The following is a 20,477-nucleotide window of genomic DNA, read 5'->3' as shown; positions in this document are numbered from 1 at the left end:
CTGGCTGCTTGCTACTGGCTAATGTTTATTCCTTCAAAAGGATTTTCGTCTCGGTTCGCAGGGAACGCAAAGTCCGTCACCTTGTTTTGGAATACTACTGTTTTCTTAATATAGGAAATTGGCACAATCGCCGATTGCTCCTGCAGCGTCAGCAAAATCGAGCTGTAAAGCTGCTGGCGCTTCGTCTCATCCGTCGAGGAAAGCACCTCATGAATTTGCTGATCGAGCTCTTGCTTCATTGGTAAGCCAGCATTGGCTTCCGCAACGCCCCAGCCTTTCTCTGCTACAACGTTAATGAAGGAATGCGGATCATAAGGTGCTCCATAGTTACTCCAGAAATCAAGGTCATAATTGCCCGCTTTCCGGCGCTCTATTTGCGTCGTGAGCTCAAGTCCCGTTATGTTCAGCTTAACGCCAATCGCGCTCCATTCGGCTTGCATCGTCTCAGCCATAGCTTTCTGAATCGGATCGGTCTTATCGAAGATCAATTCCAGCTCTAATGCCTGTCCATCCTTCTCGCGAACCGCTTTGCCGGCAGACAGTTTCCAGCCCGCTTCATCTAGGTAAGCAGTCGCTTGATCCGTATTGTATGCGACAGGCTGTACGTCGATATCCGTGTACGGGAAGTTTTTGGACAAAATCGTATCCGCCTTCTCCTCCAGGCCGAGCGTAATCCCTTCAACCATCGCCTGCTTGTTAAAGCCAGATTGGAGCGCTAGACGCACCCGCAAATCGGAAAGCTTGTCATTGGTTGTATTCAGCAGCAAGCTTCTTGTTGCGACCGGCTCGGACAATTGCGTGGTATACTTGCCGGATTCTTTCAATTGCTTGAAGGCATCCATGCTGATGACACCTTCTCCATAAATCAAATCAAGGTCGCCTTTTTCAAACGCCAATACGCGTGTTTCTGGGTCAGGAATGATTTTGACCGTGATTTTATCAATTTTTGGACTTTCGCCCCAGTAATTCGGGTTGCGCGTGAATACGGCATATTCGTCCTTCTTGTATTCAACCAGCAACCACGGTCCTGTTCCAACCGGCTTCTTAATTCCTTTAGAAGTATCTCCGTCATCCGGGAAACCGGCTTCACCCAAGAAACGAACGGGGCGAACGAGTGACAGATCCTGAATAGCTGGATAATACGCCTGCTTCAGCGTCATTTTAAAGGTGTATTCATCAACAGCTTCCGTCTTGTCCAGAACGTTGATAACGCCAAGCCAGCTGTGCAGATTCGGGTTTTTCATGACCGCATCAAAATTTTTCTTCACGATCGCTGCATTAAAAGACGTTCCGTCGGAAAATTTCACATTTTGACGAAGCTTGAAGGTATATTCCTTGCCATCCTCCGAAATTGTCCATGATTCAGCCAGCATTGGCTCAAGCTTGCCTCCTGCTTTATAGCTAACCAATGGCTCATAAATCATCGATTGGGCAAATAGCTGTGAAGGGTTATAGGTGTGGGGATTCATCGTTCCAATATCGCGCGGCCAAGATAGCGTAATGGCCTTCTCTGTTGTGACTGCTGCGTTTTCAGCAGTTCCATTGCTAGCACTTGGAGCCGCTTCCTGCTTCGTACATGCCATAAGCACGGTTGATACGAGGAAAATCGTAGCTGCAATAGATAGCAGCGTTTTCTTGGTCGTTCTAATCATGTTGTCGTTATCTCCGTTTCGATTCAGTAATAATGATTCTCACTAATAATAGAGAAAAGCCTATAGGCTGTCAATGAGCTTTCTCATGAATGTAATTATTTACTTTTCGAGTATGCCTTGTAACTTATCAATGCTTATATTTGAAAAAAGGCAATCGGACCTCCTACAGGTCCAATTGCCTTGCTTGTATACATTAGAAGACTACGCCACAAGCCGTCCTCTTAAGAGCTTTCTGAATTTCAGGTAAGACATGACGCGCCAAGGAATCACATAGGAAAAGGCGATTACCATAAACAAGGCGGCGAACGTTTCCGGATTGAGCATCGACACGTAATTCCGCAGCAGCAAGCGAATACCCAAAATCGCTAGAAAAGCGACGATGAAGCCCATATTCTTTTTCGCATAAATTTGCTGATCCTCGCGCACCTCATAATTGGTCGTCCAGATGAGTGGTATCGACAGCGCTAAACCGATAACAATAGCTGCAATCCACTCCAGCAGCGGCGCATGGATGCGGGGATTGAGGAAAAGCATCATGCCTGGCAGCATGAAAAGGAGGGGAAGCAGCAGCCGTATGCCGCTGCCGCGAATCGGACGATAAAAGCTGCGCGTTCTCCTCCATAAAATCAGTCCGGCGATCAAAATAATAAATATATACACAGAGCCGTTCATGGTTACACCGCTTTCTTTGAAAGAATGGATAGAATTCATTATAATCGTTCATCCCCTAGACTTCTATACGCTTCTAACCGCTCATGTTATACTTCATGAAAGTTAAAATTCCACATGGGAAGCAGTAGAGTCGTTTAACGAAAGCACTGTTCATCATCAGATTGGGGATCGTTATGTTTGGATACGGCAAGGCCATTAAACAGCTTGCGCCCGCTGCAAAATGGCTGATTTTTAGCGAAATATGCTTTGGAATGACCATGGGGCTGTCGAGCCTTGTGCTGAATTTATATTTTTTATCCAAGGGTGTGAATGAGGAGGCAATCGGCCACCTGACATCGGTCAGCACCTTAATTGGAGGAGCAGTCGGCATCCCCGCCAGCATGCTGGCAGGGCGTCTGGGGCGAAAGCGCATTATGGTCATCGGCATCAGCTTGATGTCCGGCAGCTTTGCGCTGTTTGCAGTGAGCGACCACTTGCTTCTATATTATTGCGCTCAGGCTATGCTGTCCTGCGGCATCGTATTCATTGTCGCAACGGAAACACAGCTGTTGTTTCAATATAATCGGTCACGGGAATCGGAAACGCAGGCTTACAGCCTGTTTCTTGCAGTATTTATGTTCTTCAACATCGGCGGTACGCTGCTCGGCGGGTATTTGCCCCGCTGGCTTGGCACGCCTGAAGATAACTATGAGCCGCAGCTGTGGCTGGCGGCGATATTCATGCTGCTGCTTGCGATCATTCGCGGCTTGAAGCTGCCTTCTGACCGCCACGCTGTAGTGAAGCAGCAAACGCAGGAGGCACACCACCCGGGAGATGATCGATCAACAGCGGCAGCGAATGCTAGGAAAACGGGAGCAGGTAGCGTGAATCGGGCGGCAGTTATGGAAAAATCCGCTTCGCGTAAATTCACTCGTTCACTCGCTCAACTATTGCCGACGAAGCAAGTTTGGCTGCTGTCCGGGTTTATTTTCATATCCGGCATTGCTGGCGCTTTAACCATGCCCTTCCTGAACGTCATCGTAAAGTACCAGCTCGATTGGGAAAACGAAGCCGTATCATCGCTGCTCGCAGCCCATTATTTCTTCTTATTCATCGCCACCTTGCTCGTGCCTTCAATCTTGTCCAGGCTCGGCGAGGTGAAAACGTATATGCTGCTGTTCGCGCTTATCATTATAAGTGCAGCGGTGCTGTCCGTAACGAGCTCGGTTAGCCTGTTTGCTGGCGCTCTGCTGCTGCGAGGCGGGCTGTTCGCCTTCCTTAATACGCTGATCGACAGCAACACGATGTCGGCGCTCCCGGACGAGGACCGCAACAGCTTTGCGGGATTGCGCTCTCTGTTCCGCAGTATCGGCGGCGCGGCGGCTGCCTATGCAACAGGATTAATGCTGGAGCACAAAAATGTCCAGCTCCCTTTTCTCATTACCGCTATCGTTATGCTTATTAGCGCCCTCTATTTCTGGTATGTGGTCAGGCCGCTCTTGCATAAGCAGCAGAAAACGCAGCAGCAGCTCAAACCGTAAGGCCGAGCTGCATGGGCTGTTGTCTGTTATTATATTTCTTTAGCTCGAAAATAGAGCAGGCCCCCAATAAAAAATAAAAGCAAGCTGCCTATAATCGTCATAAACAAGTTCATTGTAGGTACAGTGAAGGCACCGTAATTTTCGGAGCCCAGCGCCAGCATTGCAATCGTCGGCTGCGCCCAAGGATAAAAGGGACCATACTCCGCTGAGTTGATAACTAATATATTCGGCAGCGTCAACATGACGTTAATCGTTAGCGGCGCTGCAAAACTGCTCCAGCTGGTGGATGCCCACAGCTGAAGCGCTGCTAATGGCAAGCAAGCGAGCCAACCTCCCAGCAAGCCCAGCAGCATGAAATGCCAAGGGATTTCATGGAGTCCGCGGGCAGCACCTGTAATGAGCACCGCTGCCAAGAAAAGCAGCTGCACACCGATGAGCAGCTCGGAAACGAGCCAGAACTTGGCGAAATACAGCGATTTACGCGATATTGGCAGCGCCAGCAGCTGCTTCCAGCCTCCCCCTGCATGCTCGTAGCGGCAAACGAAAGCCGCAAAGACGCCTGTCAAAATCGGCAAAAGCAGCACCGCATGAAACAACGCCATGGATGAATATAAGCCTTCATATTGCTCGGCAGGCGTGCCCTCTATTGAATTAGAGAGAACGCCTAGAAAAAGAGCCAGCAGTGGACTAATGGGAACGAGCAGCCAGATGAAGGAACGGGATAGCTTAAGCCGCTCGGAAGCCAGCAGCCTTATGAATGCAGCCATTTTAGACCACATCCCTTCGGCCAAAATGGACAGAGCCCAGTGAAAAAATAACGAGCCCGGTCAATATTCCTGCGCCGATATAAAGCTCTCCCTGCTCGCCTCTGAAGGCGAGCAGCGGCCAATTCAGCGGCAGCCACGTATATTTTGCCGGAAGATACAAGGAAGCTATCGCAGTAACGATCCCGGCGGAAATGGAGAAGCCCTGATTGCGAAAGGTCATGCAGAGCCATAACATGCATGCAAGCATGGGCAGCGCACCTGCATAAGGATAGAAGCTTAGCCGCAGCACCTCTGTCAGCGGAAAGTGCCAGCCGAAGCCAAGCAGCACACCTAAAGCGACAGAGAACACGGCAAGCAGCAGGCAGGAGCATGCCAGCAAAATCGCGCTCAGCGCAAATTTCGCAGAAAACACCGTCAGCCTTGATATAGGCAGCGCCAGCAGCTGCTTCCATGAGCCTGTGCCATGCTCCACATTCGCCAGCAGCGAGCTGACAAGCACACAGCCGAGAAACAGTGATATTGGTACAAACATGAAGATGTTATGCAGCAGGCCGCCCCATAAATCTTCGGTATATTGCTTCACCAAATAGTCATAACGAAGCCCAAAATTGACAGCTTGCAGCAATACAACGCCAAAAGGAGCAATTATAACGAGCGCCCAAAGCCCTTTACGACGTATTTTCAATAAATCGGCAGATAGTGCCCTGAAAAGCATGCCCATCACCTCTGTCCCCCTTCCCCAACAATTTGCAGGAAAAGGTCCTCCAGCGACTTTCTCTTTTCCTCGATGCGGTACACTTCATGCTTGCGCGCTACTAATTGGTTGACCATCTGCGCCGCAGCAGCATCACTAACTCCTTCCAGTGTAATGAGCGAGCCCTCTCTGACAGCGTCCAAGCCCTGCTCATACAAGGTGAGCAGCGCCGCTTGCGGGTCGGATACCCGCAGTACAATCGAGCCTTGTGCCTGCTGCTGCAAATTTTGAATCGTATCCTGAAAAACAAGCTCCCCTTGGCGGACAATGCCCACCGTTCTAGCCATTTGTTCAACCTCGCTCAGCAAATGGCTGGAGATGAGCACCGTAATGCCATGCTGCTGCGGCATGCGCTTAATCAGCTCGCGAATTTCCAAAATGCCGGATGGGTCGAGGCCATTCGTTGGCTCATCCAATATTAGCAGCTCCGGATTGCCCAGCAATGCGCTGGCGATGCCAAGACGCTGCTTCATGCCGAGCGAATAGCCCTTTACGGGCCGCCGGGCTTCCTTCGTTAAACCAACGATGTCCAGCACCTCGGAAATTCTCGTCTTTGGAGCATCAATAATTCGGCGAATCGCCTCCAAATTATCGATTGCTGTTAAATGCCCGTAATAGGACGGGTACTCCACCAGCGAGCCAATTTTGCGAAGTATCGCCAGCCGTTCCTTTTGCAGCGCTTTGCCGAAAATATGCACACTGCCGCTGGACGGCTTAATCAGCCCAAGCAGCATGCGGATGGTCGTCGTTTTTCCCGCGCCATTGGGCCCAAGGAAGCCATAAATGTCGCCTTTGGCAATTCGCAAATTCAGACCCGATACGGCGTAGCGCCCTTTATATTTTTTACTAAGTCCCTTCGTTTCTATGACCCACTCGTTCATGTCTATCACCTCGAAAGCTAGAATAACGCATCAAGGTTAAAACCATAGACCTGCTTTGTTTAAATTTTGTTTAAAAAATAACCCGCCGCCGCTTCCGGGTAGATCAGAATACGCGTGCCAGCAGCCGAGCTGTCGATATGCCACGCCAGCCCCATCTCGCGGACCAAATAATGAACAATCGCAAGGCCGATGCCTGCTCCTTTTTCCTTCGAGGCCGACTGGGTGCCGGGCCCCCGATCCGAAATGACGAGTGCCGAATGCTCGCCATGCTGAATCACGGCAACGCCAATGTAGCCGCCTTCCGCGGCATGGCGCACGGCATTTTGGAACAGGTTATCCAAAATGCGACGGAAGCCTTCCTTGTCCACGCTCCAAACAAGCGGCTGCTCGGGCAATTCAATATCCGCCGCCAGTCCTTCGCGCTCCCAGAGCGGATACCAGGAAGCTGCGCTTTCCCTGACAAGCCGCAGCACATCCTGCGGTGCCAGCTCCAGCGGATAGCGTCCGCTGGTCATCAGCGTATACGAGAGCAGATTTTCGATCAGGCTGCTGACCGTATCGATTTTATGTTCCAGCTGCTTCACCGTTTCGCGTCCTGATTGACTCAGCGGCTCCTTGTGCAGCGTATACAGCTGACCGCCCATCACCGTCATCGGCGTACGAAGATCATGCGATAAATTCGCAATCAGCTCCTTGCGCAGTTCCTCCTCTTCGCGTTCCCGCTGCCTGCCCGCTCTAAGCTGCAAAATCATTTCATTAAAAGCGATTTCGAGCTGTCCAATCTCATCGTGCTTATTCACCTCCACCGGAAGCGGAAGCCCTTCTTCTCCCCGCCTCGTCATAGCGGCCTGCAAACGCAGCAGACGCGTGCGAATATGGCGGAAGAACAACAGCGATAAAGCCACGAAGAACAGGAACACCAGGATGAGAAAAAGAATATAAAAAGGGGCTCCGGAAATGAGCGGCGTATTGCTTTGCACAAGCGAACGCGGCAATTGCATCGCCATAAAGCCTTGGCCAAGCGGCTTATCGCCAATAAAGGCAACAACCGTAAACGTATCCGAGCCGGTATATTCCTTCATAAACTGGATGCTATCCTCATTCGACCAAATTACCGGCAGTCCGACCTGCCCGCCAAGCTCCAGCTTGGTCTTTCCATTCCCATCGACCCAAAAAAAGGAAGCATCCGGATAACGCTCCCGCAGCTTATGCAGCGTGTCATTGATGTGCAGGTTGGATGCGCCGGAGAGCTCAGCCGCCTGCTGATGAAACATTAGCTCAATCTGGCTGGTGTTGCCGTATTTAAGCACCTGCATGTCCTGCTGTTGAACCGCAACTCCCAGCAAATAATACAAAATCGTTGCGACTGGAAACACGATCGGCACGAACAGAAACGCCGATAATATAATGAGCAAATATTTGGATTGCAGCGATTGAAAAAAACGGCCACCTTTGTGTGTCCGCTGCTCCTTCTTATCCCGCTTCACGGCTTCACCCGGTAACCGATACCCCGCACCGTCTCAATGATTTCGGGATGGGCCGGGTCCTTCTCCAGCTTCTCACGCAAATAACGGATATGTACCATCAGCGTCTTGTCCCCTTCCAGGTAAGCCTCGCCCCATACACCCTCATAAATTTGCTCCTTCGTCATAATCTGCCCTAGATGCCGCAGAAGGTAGGAGAAAATTTGAAACTGCTTGCCGGTCAAAATCAGCTCTTCGCCGGTCTCCCGATTTTCAATCCGATTCTCCTGCTCATACACGAGCCAATGCTTCACCGCCAGCGGCTCAGCCGCAACGTTCGCAAAGCGGCGCAGAAGAACCTCGACCCTTGCCGTCAGCTCATCAGGATGAAAAGGCTTGGTCAAATAATCATCAGCAAATTGCAGGCCCTGCAGCTTATCATCAATGGCCGTCCGAGCGGACAACATTAAAATGGGCAGGCTCGGGTCGTTTTTTTTCAGCCTCTGCCCAATCGTAAAGCCATCCAGACCCGGCAGCATCACATCCAAAATCGCCAGTCCACAGCCCTCTGCCTCCTCCAGCGCCCGTTCACCGCTGAGCAGCCACAACACCTCATAGCCCTGCTCCTTCAAATGGGCACATACGAAATCTCCAATTTCCTTGTCATCCTCAATATATAAAAGTTTTACACTCATAAATCCATCCCCTTGATCGCTTGTAGGTATATAACAACCATATTAGCTTGTTCCTAGGGTTTGTAAAGAAGTTTAGCCAAACCAGGCTGACTCGTTATTCTTACTTTAAATCGCAACAAAGAACCAAAGCCGCCTATGGCTCTGGTTCTTACGTCTGTGCGCTTACCAGCCAAAATCAAGCGTCTTGCCCGTCTCCGCCAGCGTCTTAATATTGCTGAGAATCATCCACCAGCTCGCCTTCGTATTTTCATACGACGGGTGGTCTGCTGGCCACTTATCATTCACCAGCGTCAGCTTCGTGCAGCCGCCGACCTTCTCAAGCGACAGGGTAAGCCGCGTCTCCAGCTCCGCATGATTTTCACGATAAGAGGGTCCCGGGTGCTCCGTACAGCTGAATAGCTCATTTTGCTTATATTCCAGCACCGTTCCGTATACATGCACAACCTCTTCGCCCTTCTCATTCGGGCCAATGTATTCATAACGGGCGCCTGGCTCAAAGGTCGAATGCAGCGTGCTGCCAAAAAAGATTTTGCGCGTGTTTTCCGGCTTCATGAACGCATTCCATACCTCCTCCGGCTCGGCATTCATATAAAAATCATATTTCAAATCCATACCTACACTCCTTCGCAATCGTGAATGGACTGGCCTTTTACTTAAAATATAGGGAAGGTTATGATTTTCCATCCTTTCTCTATATTTCTCTGAATGAAACGCGCCGCGCCGCCAGAGGACGGCTTTCGGCCGTTTCACCTTATCTTGCTAGTATGCTTGGCTGTGATAAAATTATTATAATGTGCAAGCAGCAGCATGTATTGTAAAAACGCGACAACGATTATGGACAGCGGAGGAATTAATGATGAGCGCAAGCATGCATCGACCGAGCATGGGCCTTCTGCATTTGCAGGAGGGGGAGAAAAATTTTCAGCTTACGCGTTACGCGCCTTCCGAGGATATTGCTTTTTTCGTCAAGCATTTCTGGATCGTCAGCTGGGACTTGTCTGAGCAAAAGCAGTATTTGCAGGAGGTTGTCCCTAACCCTTGCGTGAATCTCGTTATTCAGCAGGGAAGAAGCGGTATTTTCGGTGCAGCCAAGCAGAAGTATAGCTATCTTGTAGAAGGCAAAGGCTGCGTCTTCGGGGCAAAATTCCGCCCTGGCGGCTTCTATCCTTTTATGCAGCAGCCGGTGTCCTCACTAGCTGATCGCCCGCTGGACATTCGTGAAATTTTCGATGTTGATGGTCCAGCCATGGAGGAACTGCTGCTGTCACAGGAAGGGGAAGCGGCAATGGTCGAGCTCGCCGAGCGCTTCATTAAACCGAAGCTGCCCGTACAGGATGAGTCGGTCACGCTCATTAATCAAATGGTCGATTGGATTATGTCACAGCGCGATGTTACGAAGGTCGACCAACTATGTGCGGCTTTTCATATCAACAAAAGAACGCTGCAGCGTCTATTCGACCAATATGTCGGCGTTTCGCCTAAATGGGTCATTCAGCTGTATCGGCTGCAAAATGCCGCTGAAACGCTGGACCGCAGTCCCAGCCACGATTGGACGCAGCTGGCGCTTGAGCTTGGCTACCACGACCAGTCGCATTTTATTAAGGATTTTAAAGCCGTTATCGGCGTCACGCCCGAACAATACGCCAGCGGCAGCAATAGGAAATCAAACGCGTAATCCAACCAATTTCTGCAAAAGTGTTGAGTTATAGCAAATCAGACTGCCGCTGCCCATTTTCAACAAATGCAATAAACCGCTTGGCAGCCGGAGAAATATGTCGATCCTCCCTCCACTTTAAGCCTATTTCCCAATACCAGCCATCATCAGTAATCGGAATCCAAACAAGTTCGTTTAACATAAATCCCATCGTCTTAGGCAAGACAGATACACCAAGATTGGACTTAACAAAGCCAGCAACTGTGATTAAGTCCTCGGCTTCATACGCCGAATCAAGCACAAAACCAGTATGTTGGAAACGCGACATAATCGTCGCTTTTAATCCGCAATTATTTTTCAAACCAATGAATGGTTCACCCGAAAGCTCTGCCAAACTCAAAGCTGAACGATTCGCTAAATGATGCTGGGAGGATACAACAATATACAATGGGACCTTCTGAATAACCAACCATTTATGATTGTCTAAAGTAGATTCCTTCGATGTAATCATAAGATCCGAATATCCTTGTTCTAAATGTTCATCTATATCTCCAAGATTCCCTTGTGTCAATTCAAAGCGAATTTTGGGATATTCTAATTGATAGCGTCTAACTAAATGAGGGATTAAGTCAACACCAAGGATATTGAGATAGGACAGAGTAACAACGCCCGTATCCGGGTTAGACCATTCTTCGATTTCCTTTACGCCGCTTTCAATGTTATGCAAGGCTTTGCCGATCCATTTCGAAAACATGGCGCCATTACGGTTAAGCTTCAAATTTCGCCCGTTACGCTCAAACAAGGGAGCCCCGATTTCGTTCTCAAGCTTGGCAATCGCATGACTTAGCGCTGGCTGGGTAATACCGAGTGTCTTTGAAGCCATCGTCATGTGTTCTAAACGTGCAACCGTCATAAAATACTCTAATTGTGTAAGCTCCATCATATGACCTTCTTTATATTAATATTATTCATCATTTTCATTATTATAATAGATTGGACGTTATAAAGGAATCAAGTGTACTATTATTCATCATAAGGAGGAATGGATATGGGCAGAACATTTGAGTACTCGGCAACAGAATTTAAAGGCAAGAAAGTGCTTGTAACTGGTGGTACAAAAGGAATGGGGCAAGCTGTTGTGAAGAGGCTAGCAAGCAGCGGAGCTACTGTCTTGACAACGGCCCGTTCCGTATCTGCTGACTTGCCCGCTTCGGTGAAATTTGTTCAAGCCGATATGGCGTCGCCTGAAGGTGTAGAGCAATTGATTGCAGCAGTGAAAGAACAGCTTGGTGGTATTGATATTATTGTCCATTGTGTTGGCGGATCCTCTACTCCACCAGGAGGCGCACTTGCCCTTAGCGATGAAGATTGGCTGCAGGCATTAAATTGGAATCTTCTGGCCGCAGTAAGGCTTGATCGCGGCTTAATTCCACTCATGTTGCAAAATAAATCAGGGGTTATTCTTCACTTCACCTCAATCCAAAGAAAATTGCCTCTTTATGAAACTACATTAGCTTATGCAGCAGCTAAAGCTGCTCTCGCTAATTACAGCAAGGGGCTGTCTAATGAATTTTCTCCCCGTGGTATTCGCATTAATTCATTGTCTCCTGGCTTTATTCAGACTGAAGCAGCAGATGCGTTGATTGATCGGATGGCAACTGCAACAGGAAGCAGAGAAAGTGCGCTCCAGCAGCTTATGGATTCGCTTGGGGGCATTCCAATTGGCCGCCCTGGATTTCCTGAAGAAGTCGCTGAGTTGGCTGCATTTTTGGTCTCAGATCGTGCAGCATCCATTACAGGAAGTGAATATGTCATTGATGGCGGAACCATTCCTACCGTTTAATGGTTCAAACTAACTAAGGGGGAAGAACAATGGAAATTCTGCAACTTCCTACTGTAATCCGTGAATATATACATGCATCGAATAAACCCGATCCGGAAGCATTCATTAGTTGCTTTACGGAAGATGCCGTTGTGTTGGATGAAGGTAAACAGCGGATTGGCAAACAAGAGATTAAAAAATGGAGTGATCAATACCATTTTGGAGCAAACGTAACCCTAGAGCCTAGAACAGTAAAAGAAAATAAGGATGAGGTTGTTGTAACATGCAAGTTGGAAGGAACCTACGACAAAACGGGGTTACCCGATCCGTTACTCCTCGACTATCATTTTCGTATTGTAGATGCTAAAATTGTGCGCTTATCCATTTTTCTAAACAATCTATGAGTCGGTGTCACGCCGTAGGAATACGTCCATAAAAAGCAAAGAGACAGTTCCTTATACTACGGGAGCTGTCCCTTTGCTTTTATCTCTAATGAAGCTAAAGAGCGTTATTCACTTAAACTTTGAATCTGCTGATCTTATCCTGAAGCTCCTCAGCCATGCTGGACAACGATGCCGCTGAGGAAGCAATTTCCTCCATCGAAGCAAGCTGCTCCTGTGTCGCTGCGGACACATTATGCGCACCGCCCGAAGCTTCCTCCGCAATGTGGGAGATCTGCTTCACGAAGCTGACAACCTCATCCGTGCTTGCTGCCATTTGCTCCGCACTAGCCGAAACCTCTTGGATTTCGCCAGCTACCTTGTTAACGGCATCCAAAATTTGCTCAAACGCTTCTCCAGCATTCGTCACAACCGAAATACCTTGCGACACCTCTTGTTTGTTCATTGTCACAGCTTGGACTGCATTAATCGTGTCCTTCTGAATAACGCTGACCAGTCCGGTAATTTGCATAGCCGAAGCGGATGATTGCTCCGCCAGCTTGCGGACCTCATCCGCTACGACCGCAAAACCGCGACCGTGATCGCCTGCTCTTGCCGCCTCAATTGCCGCGTTCAAAGCCAGCAAATTGGTTTGTGTAGCAATAGCCGTAATCACATCGGTAATTTTGCCAATCTCATCCGAGCGCTCGCCAAGTCCAGTAACCAGCTCAGCAAGCGAGGAAATCGAGCGCTGAATGGAATCCATTTGCACAACAGCCTGTTGAATCGTCCGATTGCCCTCTGACGATTGAGCTGCCGCATCGAGCGCCGATGTGGATACGCTTTGCGCACGCAGCGCGATCTGCTCGACGCCAATCGACATTTCGTCGATGGCTTGGGAGGAGCGCTTCACCATATCGACCTGCTCGCTTGTTCCAACTGCCAGTTCCTCGATCGTCTCGGAAATTTGCTCCGAAGCCTTGCTGTTCTGGTCAGCGCTTGCCATCAGCTCCTCAGAGGAAGCCGCAACGAGCGAGGAGGTCATGGAAACGGAATGAATGACCTCGCGCAAACTTTGGGTCATGGCATTAAAGGATTTAGCCAAATCGCCGATTTCATCACGGTTTTTAATAACGATTGTCTCTCCGGTCAAATCGCCTTGGGCAATTTGCTCTGCCGCTCTGCTTACTTTCAGCACAGACCTAGATACCATTTGCGCAATCATGATTGCAATAGCCAGCGCCAGTATTACAGCTATGATGACTACAGCAATAATGGTATTCATGCTTGTCACAGCCAAGTCGACCGACTGATCTGCAGCACTTTTCGATCCTTCCATTCCCAGATTGATCATTTTTGAAATATTATCATTTGCCGTATACCAGAGCGGGTAAGCTGTCGTATGCAGTTCGCTCGCCCTAGCGAAGTTTCCTTCCTTGCCATATGCAATAAATTCCGGCATTTTGGTTAAGTAGAGATCCAGACTTTTGCCGAACTCATCGAACAGTGCCTTCTCTTCTTCACTTTGAACCATCGCTGCTAATTGTTCGCGTTCGGTTTGGACCTTGTCGAGAAGACTATCCAAAGCAGTAGTCATCTTGTTAAGTTCATCCGCATCCTCTTCTACAATAATATTCAGGGCAAGACGCTCAATGTCAGACACGTCCCCATTCATAATGCCGAGCAGCGACACGCTTGGCATCCATCTTTCATTCATTTCCCTTGCCTTGTCACCCATTCCATTCATGGATAATATCGCGAATAGCCCTGTTGCAACAAGCAGCAACGCTACCGAAATAAAACCCGCAAGCAATTTGAATCGAATACTAAATCTCATAAATTCACTCCTCTAGATCTGTGTGATATGTATATCGACATTCTCAGGGAGGGAGTGAATACGCTGACATAATAAATTTTTCGATTCCAGAGCTAGATCTGTCAGCCATTTTTACAATTGGTGTTAAAAATAGATTTATGTGTTCAAATCCACCCTTTTACCATAGCAAGCGGTTAGAACAGCATAAGGTTCAGCTGCCGCACGTCAGACCTCAGCTCAGAAACAGTATCCAAATACGCTGCAAGCACACGCAAAAGGGTCGGATTTCGCAGCTCTGCCTGAGCCTCCTGCTGAATAAGCGAAACGACCTCCCGCAGTTCTGCGCGAACCGCCTCTGGTTTTGACAGCTCATCTATTTTCCCCGCTAGCGTTTGCAGAAACTGCAGGGCCGTCTCCCGCCGTACCGGCTCATCGCTTGCGTTCAAATGATTAAAATATACGTTGGTGCCGTCAATAATCGGCTTCGGCTGCTTGGCCGCCATATCGCGGACGACGGCGTCCATCCGGTCCACTAGAAAAGCCGCCAGCTCAGCCATCGGCACAGCTAGGACCTTCTGAATGGCATAGGATAAATATTGCAGCAGCATGCCTCGAAAAATCGTGACGACATCCCATATGTGGAGGTCGATTTGCTCGCCGTACGCCTCTGTCAGCAGCTCCCGATGCCACGTCAGCATAGCAGCTTTTTTATTTTGCCATGCGGTCAAAAATTTGTCATTTGCCGTAATCGGCAGCTCCTTAAAGTCGAGCATGAACAGATGATTCTCCATTGTATAATACAGCTGGAATTCAATCTTCCGGCGAAATTTCTCCTTTGGCGCAAGGCCCTGCTGCGATTGCACGCGGTCAAGCTCCGCTTCCTGCTCCAGCAAAGAACGGTAGCAGACGGTAAACACCTCGGTAAATAAATCTTCCTTGGAAGCAAAAAATTTATAAATGCTCGCTTTCGCCATGCCGCAAGCTTCAGCAATATTTTGCATGGATACGGCGCTGTAGCCCTTCTCTCGAAAAAGCGCTAAAGCAGCATCCAAAATCTTTCCTTTTCGTAATTCCTCCATCTGTATGCCCACCTCCCCCCTATCTTGACATGAGGAAAGAGCAAGGTCAATGTGTAGAGTTGACACCGAAACTATTTAGTTCTATATTGAACTCATAAGTTTTACTTTACTGGTAAAGGAGGTGCGCTGCCGTTTGTTTCTATATAAATAGGAAAGACGCGGTGGCCTGCACATGCGCATAGCTGAAGGAATTGAAATGCTGGAATTGACTTTAAGCTTGGGAGGCAATCAACGAGTATTCCATCCCACAGCGATATGGGGACCGGACTTCTGGGTGCTGGTGGATACTGGCCTGCCCGGCTCTGCCGAGGCCATTCAGCGAATCGTCGTTGAAGCGGGGTTCCCCGATGCACCGCCTAGCGCCATTATACTTACCCATCAGGATCTAGATCATATTGGCGGCTTGCCAGGTTTTCTATCCGCGAGCCACAAGCTGCCTGTCGTTTACGCTCATCTTGGGGATCAGGCTGCCATTGACGGGCAAGAGCCTCTTCTCAAAGCATCTCCTGAAAGGATGGCACAGCTGCTGGACACGATGCCTGAACAGCAGCGGACAGCATTTGAGAACACCTTCATACACCCTGCCCGTCCGAACGTCAATTTGACGATTGCAGATGGCGATACGCTCGACTTCGGCGGCGGTCTTACCGTCATTCATACACCCGGCCATACGCCGGGGCATGTCGCTTTATACCACCAGCCAAGCAAGACGCTTCTTGCGGGCGATGCTATGGTCGTTATCGATGGCCAGCTATCTGGGCCAGTGCCTGCTGCTACACCTGATATGGCTGAGGCTGTCCGTTCCCTCGGCAAATTTAAAGCTTTTGATATCCAGCAGGTGATTTGCTACCACGGCGGGTTGTTTCAAGGAGACGCAAACAAACGGATTGCCGAGCTAGCTGATCAATTTTGATCCGCTTTCTTATTACACTTGCACTCGCGCTGACTGGCGGTTTTCTATTCACGCTGCTGCAGGTGCCGCTTTCTTGGCTGCTCGGCCCGATGGTCTTCGCCTTCATCGGCTCCCGCTTGCTCAAGGAGAGGCTGCGGCCGGAGTGGCCCAGCTCTATACGCGATACCGCACTCATTATGATCGGCTATTCGATCGGATTGTCGCTAACGCTGGATACGCTCAGGCAGATGGGTCATCAATTGCCGACTATGGTGCTGATGACCGTGCTGCTTTTGCTGTTCAGCGGTTTAATCGCCGTGACATTCGCCAAGCTGTCTGGACTGCCGCTGCCGACCGTGCTCATGGGCTGTATTCCCGGCGGCTTGTCGCAAATGGTGATTTTGGCGGAGGATACGAAGGGGATTGATATTACGGTCGTCACCTTTTTGCAGGTGTCGCGATTAATGATGATTATTTTCTGTGTGCCGCTGCTCGTATTCAGCCCTCTGTTTGGCGGCGTGCATGAGGCGGCTAAAGCAATGACGGATGGTTCTGAGGGTGCTTACTGGGCCGCGTTATTTCCCGGCATTGTGCCGCTTGCCATCGCATGTGTGGCGGCCGCACTGCTGGCGAAGAGGATCAAAATGCCCTCCGCCTATTTGCTGGGCCCAATGATTGCAACGGCGATTATTCATGGCTTTGGCGTGGATGCTCCTGTACTTCCATCGGCCATGATTAACGCCGCACAATTGATGATCGGCACTTATGTGGGGCTGCTGCTGCGGCCAGAGAGTCTGAAAAGCAAAGTGCGAATGACGCTGCTCGCCGTCTCCAGCGGAATTGTTTTGCTAGTCGGCGCATTCGGCCTTACCGTGCTGCTTGGGAAGCTGCATGCGATTGCGCCCGCAACTGCCTTCCTAAGCATGGCCCCCGGCGGAATGGACCAAATGGGCATTATGGCGAAGGAAATTCACGCCGATATTGCCATCGTCAGCTGCTACCAGCTGTTTCGCATTTGGTTTATCTATTTTGCGGTTCCTCCGCTGCTTCGGCTTATTTTCAAGCGGATCGGGGGCGGCAGTGGAACTGGAACGGCGTCAGGCACAGCTGGACAGCAACCTCTGAAAAGCCAATAAGCAAGGACAGCGGGCCTCAGCGAAGCCGCGCTGTCCTTTTTCAAATTCTAGGGCAAAGCTCTTCGCTCGTCCCAGAAGGACGACGAATTCGTTTTTGCTTGAAATATAAGAATTTATAAGTTTTACACTTATAAATAGGCTTCTATTTCTCGGACTGAAACGCGCTGCGCCGCCAAAGGACGGCTTTCGGCCGTTTCACGTTGTCCCCCGCTTACCGTCTTCCGTTAGCTTCCCCCTCCATTTTAGAGATGAACGCCTCCTCAAGCTCATTCCAGTTTGGCGTTGCTATACGAGCTCGCTGCTTCCAAACGTCAAACGCTTTATGCAAATGGGCGATTTCCACGAATGAGCCATCTATCATTTTCGCAACGGGAAGACGATGATAAATTTTCAGAAAAAAGTAGACGAGCTGCCTTTTCCGACGAAAACAATCAACCTGATTAGCGGGTGTAATCGTGTAGCCGACAGCCTCCATTACCTTGAAGCCTTCATCAACAGCTACAATCATTTGCTGGAGCAGCTTTTTATCCTTCGCTATATGTTTAAATTGATTATCTTTGACATAGCTGACGGAGCTCAACACCAGAATCGGCACGATGTGGCTTTTAAGCCATGCATCTATATCCTCATGATAATCGATTTTATATTTCGCGCCCGCAAATGCTTTGTCGATTAAATCTTTAAAGGGAACAGGTCCGTTCAGGCTGCCAAGCACCATTTGACCGCCTCCACGTACGGCGATCATGCGCCCCTTTTCTCTGCGGCCGCCGCTTAGCTGGAAGCCGAAGGCGACCTTTTTGTCAGGCAAGCTGTCCGCCAATAACTCTTGCTCCGTCGTACTGGCCGTCGGATTATTGCCGACAAGCACAATATGACGGCTTTTATTTTTCGCCAAAATCGGCAGCACCGCTGGAAAATCATTATATTTCATCACGACAAAAATCAAGTCATAGCTATCATCCGCCGGGAGCGTCTGAATGACCTTCACTTTATCTACGGTCGTTTTACGCTGAAAATAATGGCGAATCACGAGCCCGTCCTTACTCAACTCCTCCGCTCTGCTGCCTCTGGCAAGCACCGTAACGTCATTGCCTCCCTGTACTAACCCATGGGCCAGATAGCTGCCTAACACGCCCGCGCCATAAACTAATATTTTCATATTGACCCTCCTTTTTGAACATTTGTTGCTTTATCAACATTCGTTCAATACAATGATAGTACCAACGACTTGGGCTCGCTTCAATCGCTAAAATGGGCCCATTCGTTGATTTCTCAACAGATTTAGCAAAGTTGTTCAAAACCATTTTTCAGGAGGGTCCTATGGACAGACGGGTGCTCAAAACGCGGGAAGCGATTATGAAAGCTTTTATTGCACTTATGGCAGAGAAAAATTTTGAGCAAATAACAATCAATGAGATCGCAGATCGGGCGAATGTAAACCGGGGCACCGTGTATTTGCATTATGTAGATAAATTCGATCTACTTGATCAATGCATCGAGGTCCACTTGGTCCAGCTGCAGCAAAAATGCTTGCCTAGCCAGGAAGCAACCTCCTTTTCTTCTAAAGAGCTGCTGCTTCAAACCCTTAAATTTTTAGAGGAGCATGCTTTTCTATATGCAACGCTGCTCACGAACAAGAGCATCCCCGCTTTCCGAAGCCGCATGATGGAGTTGATGTTTCAGCAGCTCGGTGAAAACATAGATATGCACGGGATTAACAAAGACCGGAACAAAGAGGTACTGCAGCAGTTTATAGTATCCGCCGCAGTTGGTGTTCTTGAGTGGTGGATAACCCGTTCCATGCCCTATCCGGCCGAAGAGCTGGCCGAAGAGCTATGGGCGCTGCTTGAGCGCAATCAGATGTTGCCTCCGGATATGGAGTAAGCAAAGGCAGTCTCTTCATATAAAAAAGTCACAATTGCAAGCCGAACCTTGGAAATTTTGCAGCAGACAGGCAATATAACTGGGCGGTGCTCATACATATGAATAATTGCTCCAGCCCGGATGCAGGACAGCGCGGAAAATTCTGCGGTTCTGGCTGGATGAAGGAGGCCGTGCATGAACAGCAATCCGCAAATTCGAAGATGGTACCCTTTCGTCGGGCCGCACGATCCGTGTGAGCCGATGATTGTGCGGACGTATGTCGTTCCGCCAAACCAATACATTCCTTTTCAGCCGACGAACCTTCCGCAGTTTTCGCTAGAGGAGGCGCTGCGGCTTGGAACATTGTGGCCCGCGCTATACAGCCCTTACGAATCGAAATGCGGAGGGGGGAGCTATTAGCCATGAGTGAGCAGCCTATCGTGTGCGATAAAGCCTACTATGCCAAGCTATTGGAGCTGCAGCAGCTGGATTTTGCCCTGCTCGAGCTGAATCTCTATCTCGATACCCATCCACATGACCATCAAGCCTTGCAGCAGTTCAATTACTTGGCCCAGCAGCGCCGGCTATGCGCCCAGCAGTTCGAGATGAAGTACGGGCCGCTGATGAACTACGGACACAGCTTCTCTGGTTTTCCTTTTCAGTGGCCGGATACACCTTGGCCTTGGCAGGTGTAATAAACCTGCCAGACAGTCAATATGAGGCACAGCGGGCTGCCGCTCAATCGGGGCAGTGTAGGCTCGAAAAGCGGCGGCTTAGCATGTTGGAGGTGACAGCGGCATGTGGGTTTATGAGAAAAAGCTCCAGTACCCTGTTCGGGTTAGCAAATGCGATCCCCGAATGGCGCGTTATCTCGCCGAGCAATACGGCGGCGCCGATGGTGAGCTGGCGGCAGCGCTGCGTTATTTGAATCAGAGGTATACGATCCCAAGCAAGGTCATTGGTCTGCTGACGGATATTGGAACGGAGGAATTCGCGCACCTTGAAATGATCGCTACGATGATTTACAAGCTTACTAAGGATGCAACTCCTCAGCAGCTTGAAGCAGCTGGGCTTGGGCCGCATTATGTGAGCCATGACAGCGCGCTGTTTTACAACAATGCCTCAGGTGTTCCTTTCACCGCCGCCTACATACAAGCGAAAGGAGATCCACTTGCGGATTTATACGAGGATATTGCGGCTGAGGAGAAGGCGCGGGCGACCTACCAATGGCTCATCGATATGACCGACGACGTCGATTTGCAGGACAGCCTGAAGTTTCTGCGCGAGCGGGAGATCGTGCATGCTTTGCGGTTTAAGGAAGCGGTAGAGATCATTAAGGAGGATCGGGATCAGAAGAAGGTTTATTGAGGAAGCGACAAAAAAGGAGTAAAGCAGCCATCTTCTATTGGCTGCTTTACTCCCTTTTAATTC

22 protein-coding genes are annotated in these 20,477 nt (G+C 49.5%); 10 read left to right on the top strand and 12 right to left on the bottom strand.

Annotation, left to right across the window (positions count from 1 at the left end; translation table 11 throughout):
* Nucleotides 1-11: 11 nt before the first annotated feature.
* Together nikA and MHB80_RS02085 are read right to left on the bottom strand one after the other, a co-directional pair.
* Nucleotides 12-1,652, bottom strand: coding sequence for a nickel ABC transporter substrate-binding protein (gene nikA / locus MHB80_RS02090; RefSeq protein ID WP_341280613.1), 1,641 nt, complete (start codon nt 1,650-1,652; stop codon nt 12-14).
* Nucleotides 1,653-1,853: 201 nt separating this feature from the next.
* A complete protein-coding gene (locus tag MHB80_RS02085; protein WP_341280612.1) occupies nt 1,854-2,363 on the bottom strand; it encodes a cytochrome c biogenesis protein CcdC in 510 nt (169 codons plus the stop codon).
* Nucleotides 2,364-2,497: 134 nt separating this feature from the next.
* On the opposite strand from MHB80_RS02085, the gene MHB80_RS02080 reads away from it, so the two are divergent.
* The gene (locus MHB80_RS02080; RefSeq protein WP_341280611.1) at nt 2,498-3,844 is read left to right on the top strand and encodes an MFS transporter; all 1,347 of its coding nucleotides are present in this window, start codon (nt 2,498-2,500) and stop codon (nt 3,842-3,844) included.
* 29 nt (nt 3,845-3,873) lie between these two features.
* Here MHB80_RS02080 and MHB80_RS02075 read toward each other — a convergent pair whose 3' ends face one another.
* The 6 genes from MHB80_RS02075 to MHB80_RS02050 form a co-directional block, all read right to left on the bottom strand.
* On the bottom strand, nt 3,874-4,611 hold the full coding sequence (locus tag MHB80_RS02075) for an ABC transporter permease (protein WP_341280610.1): 738 nt from the start codon (nt 4,609-4,611) through the stop codon (nt 3,874-3,876).
* Nucleotide 4,612: 1 nt separating this feature from the next.
* Nucleotides 4,613-5,332 (bottom strand): ABC transporter permease, encoded by a 720-nt coding sequence (locus MHB80_RS02070; RefSeq protein WP_341282833.1) that lies wholly within the window; start codon nt 5,330-5,332, stop codon nt 4,613-4,615.
* On the bottom strand, nt 5,332-6,246 hold the full coding sequence (locus MHB80_RS02065; protein WP_341280609.1) for an ATP-binding cassette domain-containing protein: 915 nt from the start codon (nt 6,244-6,246) through the stop codon (nt 5,332-5,334). Before MHB80_RS02065 ends, MHB80_RS02070 begins: the two co-directional genes overlap by 1 nt.
* Before the next feature lie 59 nt (nt 6,247-6,305).
* On the bottom strand, nt 6,306-7,733 hold the full coding sequence (locus MHB80_RS02060; protein ID WP_341280608.1) for a HAMP domain-containing sensor histidine kinase: 1,428 nt from the start codon (nt 7,731-7,733) through the stop codon (nt 6,306-6,308).
* Nucleotides 7,730-8,404, bottom strand: a complete 675-nt coding sequence (locus tag MHB80_RS02055; protein ID WP_341280607.1) for a response regulator transcription factor — start codon at nt 8,402-8,404, stop codon at nt 7,730-7,732. The genes MHB80_RS02060 and MHB80_RS02055 overlap by 4 nt, the downstream gene beginning before the upstream one ends.
* 162 nt (nt 8,405-8,566) lie before the next feature.
* A complete protein-coding gene (locus MHB80_RS02050; protein ID WP_341280606.1) occupies nt 8,567-9,016 on the bottom strand; it encodes an SRPBCC domain-containing protein in 450 nt (149 codons plus the stop codon).
* A gap of 241 nt (nt 9,017-9,257) precedes the next feature.
* Here MHB80_RS02050 and MHB80_RS02045 point away from each other — a divergent pair, with 241 nt between their 5' ends.
* Nucleotides 9,258-10,079: a helix-turn-helix domain-containing protein gene (locus MHB80_RS02045; protein WP_341280605.1), complete on the top strand. Its 822-nt coding sequence runs from the start codon at nt 9,258-9,260 to the stop codon at nt 10,077-10,079.
* A gap of 28 nt (nt 10,080-10,107) precedes the next feature.
* Here MHB80_RS02045 and MHB80_RS02040 read toward each other — a convergent pair whose 3' ends face one another.
* Nucleotides 10,108-11,001 carry a LysR family transcriptional regulator gene (locus MHB80_RS02040; RefSeq protein WP_341280604.1) on the bottom strand — a complete coding sequence of 298 codons (894 nt, stop codon included), beginning with the start codon at nt 10,999-11,001 and terminating at the stop codon, nt 10,108-10,110.
* Between the two features lie 105 nt (nt 11,002-11,106).
* Between MHB80_RS02040 and MHB80_RS02035 the strand changes: the two genes are divergently transcribed.
* Complete coding sequence (locus MHB80_RS02035; RefSeq protein ID WP_341280603.1) at nt 11,107-11,901, top strand: SDR family oxidoreductase; 795 nt, start codon at nt 11,107-11,109, stop codon at nt 11,899-11,901.
* Between the two features lie 29 nt (nt 11,902-11,930).
* Complete coding sequence (locus MHB80_RS02030) at nt 11,931-12,284, top strand: nuclear transport factor 2 family protein (RefSeq protein WP_341280602.1); 354 nt, start codon at nt 11,931-11,933, stop codon at nt 12,282-12,284.
* Between the two features lie 112 nt (nt 12,285-12,396).
* Here the strand turns inward: MHB80_RS02030 and MHB80_RS02025 are convergent, their stop codons facing one another.
* Together MHB80_RS02025 and MHB80_RS02020 are read right to left on the bottom strand one after the other, a co-directional pair.
* A complete protein-coding gene (locus tag MHB80_RS02025) occupies nt 12,397-14,097 on the bottom strand; it encodes a methyl-accepting chemotaxis protein (RefSeq protein WP_341280601.1) in 1,701 nt (566 codons plus the stop codon).
* 173 nt (nt 14,098-14,270) lie between these two features.
* A complete protein-coding gene (locus MHB80_RS02020; RefSeq protein WP_341280600.1) occupies nt 14,271-15,155 on the bottom strand; it encodes a helix-turn-helix domain-containing protein in 885 nt (294 codons plus the stop codon).
* A gap of 172 nt (nt 15,156-15,327) precedes the next feature.
* On the opposite strand from MHB80_RS02020, the gene MHB80_RS02015 reads away from it, so the two are divergent.
* On the top strand, nt 15,328-16,068 hold the full coding sequence (locus MHB80_RS02015) for an MBL fold metallo-hydrolase (RefSeq protein WP_341280599.1): 741 nt from the start codon (nt 15,328-15,330) through the stop codon (nt 16,066-16,068).
* Nucleotides 16,065-17,183, top strand: a complete 1,119-nt coding sequence (locus MHB80_RS02010; RefSeq protein WP_341280598.1) for an AbrB family transcriptional regulator — start codon at nt 16,065-16,067, stop codon at nt 17,181-17,183. The genes MHB80_RS02015 and MHB80_RS02010 overlap by 4 nt, the downstream gene beginning before the upstream one ends.
* 211 nt (nt 17,184-17,394) lie before the next feature.
* Here the strand turns inward: MHB80_RS02010 and MHB80_RS02005 are convergent, their stop codons facing one another.
* Nucleotides 17,395-18,342: a 2-dehydropantoate 2-reductase N-terminal domain-containing protein gene (locus tag MHB80_RS02005; RefSeq protein ID WP_341280597.1), complete on the bottom strand. Its 948-nt coding sequence runs from the start codon at nt 18,340-18,342 to the stop codon at nt 17,395-17,397.
* A 161-nt stretch (nt 18,343-18,503) separates the two neighbouring features.
* Between MHB80_RS02005 and MHB80_RS02000 the strand changes: the two genes are divergently transcribed.
* The 4 genes from MHB80_RS02000 to MHB80_RS01985 all read left to right on the top strand — a co-directional run bounded on the left by MHB80_RS02000 (nt 18,504) and on the right by MHB80_RS01985 (nt 20,414).
* Nucleotides 18,504-19,067 (top strand): TetR/AcrR family transcriptional regulator, encoded by a 564-nt coding sequence (locus MHB80_RS02000; RefSeq protein ID WP_341280596.1) that lies wholly within the window; start codon nt 18,504-18,506, stop codon nt 19,065-19,067.
* A gap of 174 nt (nt 19,068-19,241) precedes the next feature.
* On the top strand, nt 19,242-19,466 hold the full coding sequence (locus MHB80_RS01995; protein ID WP_341280595.1) for a spore coat associated protein CotJA: 225 nt from the start codon (nt 19,242-19,244) through the stop codon (nt 19,464-19,466).
* A gap of 2 nt (nt 19,467-19,468) precedes the next feature.
* Nucleotides 19,469-19,741, top strand: coding sequence for a spore coat protein CotJB (locus tag MHB80_RS01990; protein WP_341280594.1), 273 nt, complete (start codon nt 19,469-19,471; stop codon nt 19,739-19,741).
* Nucleotides 19,742-19,844: 103 nt separating this feature from the next.
* On the top strand, nt 19,845-20,414 hold the full coding sequence (locus MHB80_RS01985; RefSeq protein ID WP_341280593.1) for a manganese catalase family protein: 570 nt from the start codon (nt 19,845-19,847) through the stop codon (nt 20,412-20,414).
* Nucleotides 20,415-20,477 lie beyond the last annotated feature (63 nt).

The organism is Paenibacillus sp. FSL H8-0537 (assembly GCF_038051995.1).
GTDB lineage: Bacteria > Bacillota > Bacilli > Paenibacillales > Paenibacillaceae > Pristimantibacillus.
This window is presented reverse-complemented; position numbering and strand designations above follow the sequence as displayed.

Bases quoted from the DNA above. Each gene is read 5' to 3' on its own strand.
- nikA (WP_341280613.1), bottom strand. From the start codon at position 1,652: ATGATTAGAACGACCAAGAAAACGCTGCTATCTATTGCAGCTACGATT.
- MHB80_RS02085 (WP_341280612.1), bottom strand. From the start codon at position 2,363: ATGAATTCTATCCATTCTTTCAAAGAAAGCGGTGTAACCATGAACGGC.
- MHB80_RS02080 (WP_341280611.1), top strand. From the start codon at position 2,498: ATGTTTGGATACGGCAAGGCCATTAAACAGCTTGCGCCCGCTGCAAAA.
- MHB80_RS02075 (WP_341280610.1), bottom strand. From the start codon at position 4,611: ATGGCTGCATTCATAAGGCTGCTGGCTTCCGAGCGGCTTAAGCTATCC.
- MHB80_RS02070 (WP_341282833.1), bottom strand. From the start codon at position 5,332: ATGGGCATGCTTTTCAGGGCACTATCTGCCGATTTATTGAAAATACGT.
- MHB80_RS02065 (WP_341280609.1), bottom strand. From the start codon at position 6,246: ATGAACGAGTGGGTCATAGAAACGAAGGGACTTAGTAAAAAATATAAA.
- MHB80_RS02055 (WP_341280607.1), bottom strand. From the start codon at position 8,404: ATGAGTGTAAAACTTTTATATATTGAGGATGACAAGGAAATTGGAGAT.
- MHB80_RS02050 (WP_341280606.1), bottom strand. From the start codon at position 9,016: ATGGATTTGAAATATGATTTTTATATGAATGCCGAGCCGGAGGAGGTA.
- MHB80_RS02045 (WP_341280605.1), top strand. From the start codon at position 9,258: ATGATGAGCGCAAGCATGCATCGACCGAGCATGGGCCTTCTGCATTTG.
- MHB80_RS02040 (WP_341280604.1), bottom strand. From the start codon at position 11,001: ATGATGGAGCTTACACAATTAGAGTATTTTATGACGGTTGCACGTTTA.
- MHB80_RS02035 (WP_341280603.1), top strand. From the start codon at position 11,107: ATGGGCAGAACATTTGAGTACTCGGCAACAGAATTTAAAGGCAAGAAA.
- MHB80_RS02030 (WP_341280602.1), top strand. From the start codon at position 11,931: ATGGAAATTCTGCAACTTCCTACTGTAATCCGTGAATATATACATGCA.
- MHB80_RS02025 (WP_341280601.1), bottom strand. From the start codon at position 14,097: ATGAGATTTAGTATTCGATTCAAATTGCTTGCGGGTTTTATTTCGGTA.
- MHB80_RS02020 (WP_341280600.1), bottom strand. From the start codon at position 15,155: ATGGAGGAATTACGAAAAGGAAAGATTTTGGATGCTGCTTTAGCGCTT.
- MHB80_RS02015 (WP_341280599.1), top strand. From the start codon at position 15,328: ATGCGCATAGCTGAAGGAATTGAAATGCTGGAATTGACTTTAAGCTTG.
- MHB80_RS02005 (WP_341280597.1), bottom strand. From the start codon at position 18,342: ATGAAAATATTAGTTTATGGCGCGGGCGTGTTAGGCAGCTATCTGGCC.
- MHB80_RS02000 (WP_341280596.1), top strand. From the start codon at position 18,504: ATGGACAGACGGGTGCTCAAAACGCGGGAAGCGATTATGAAAGCTTTT.
- MHB80_RS01995 (WP_341280595.1), top strand. From the start codon at position 19,242: ATGAACAGCAATCCGCAAATTCGAAGATGGTACCCTTTCGTCGGGCCG.
- MHB80_RS01990 (WP_341280594.1), top strand. From the start codon at position 19,469: ATGAGTGAGCAGCCTATCGTGTGCGATAAAGCCTACTATGCCAAGCTA.
- MHB80_RS01985 (WP_341280593.1), top strand. From the start codon at position 19,845: ATGTGGGTTTATGAGAAAAAGCTCCAGTACCCTGTTCGGGTTAGCAAA.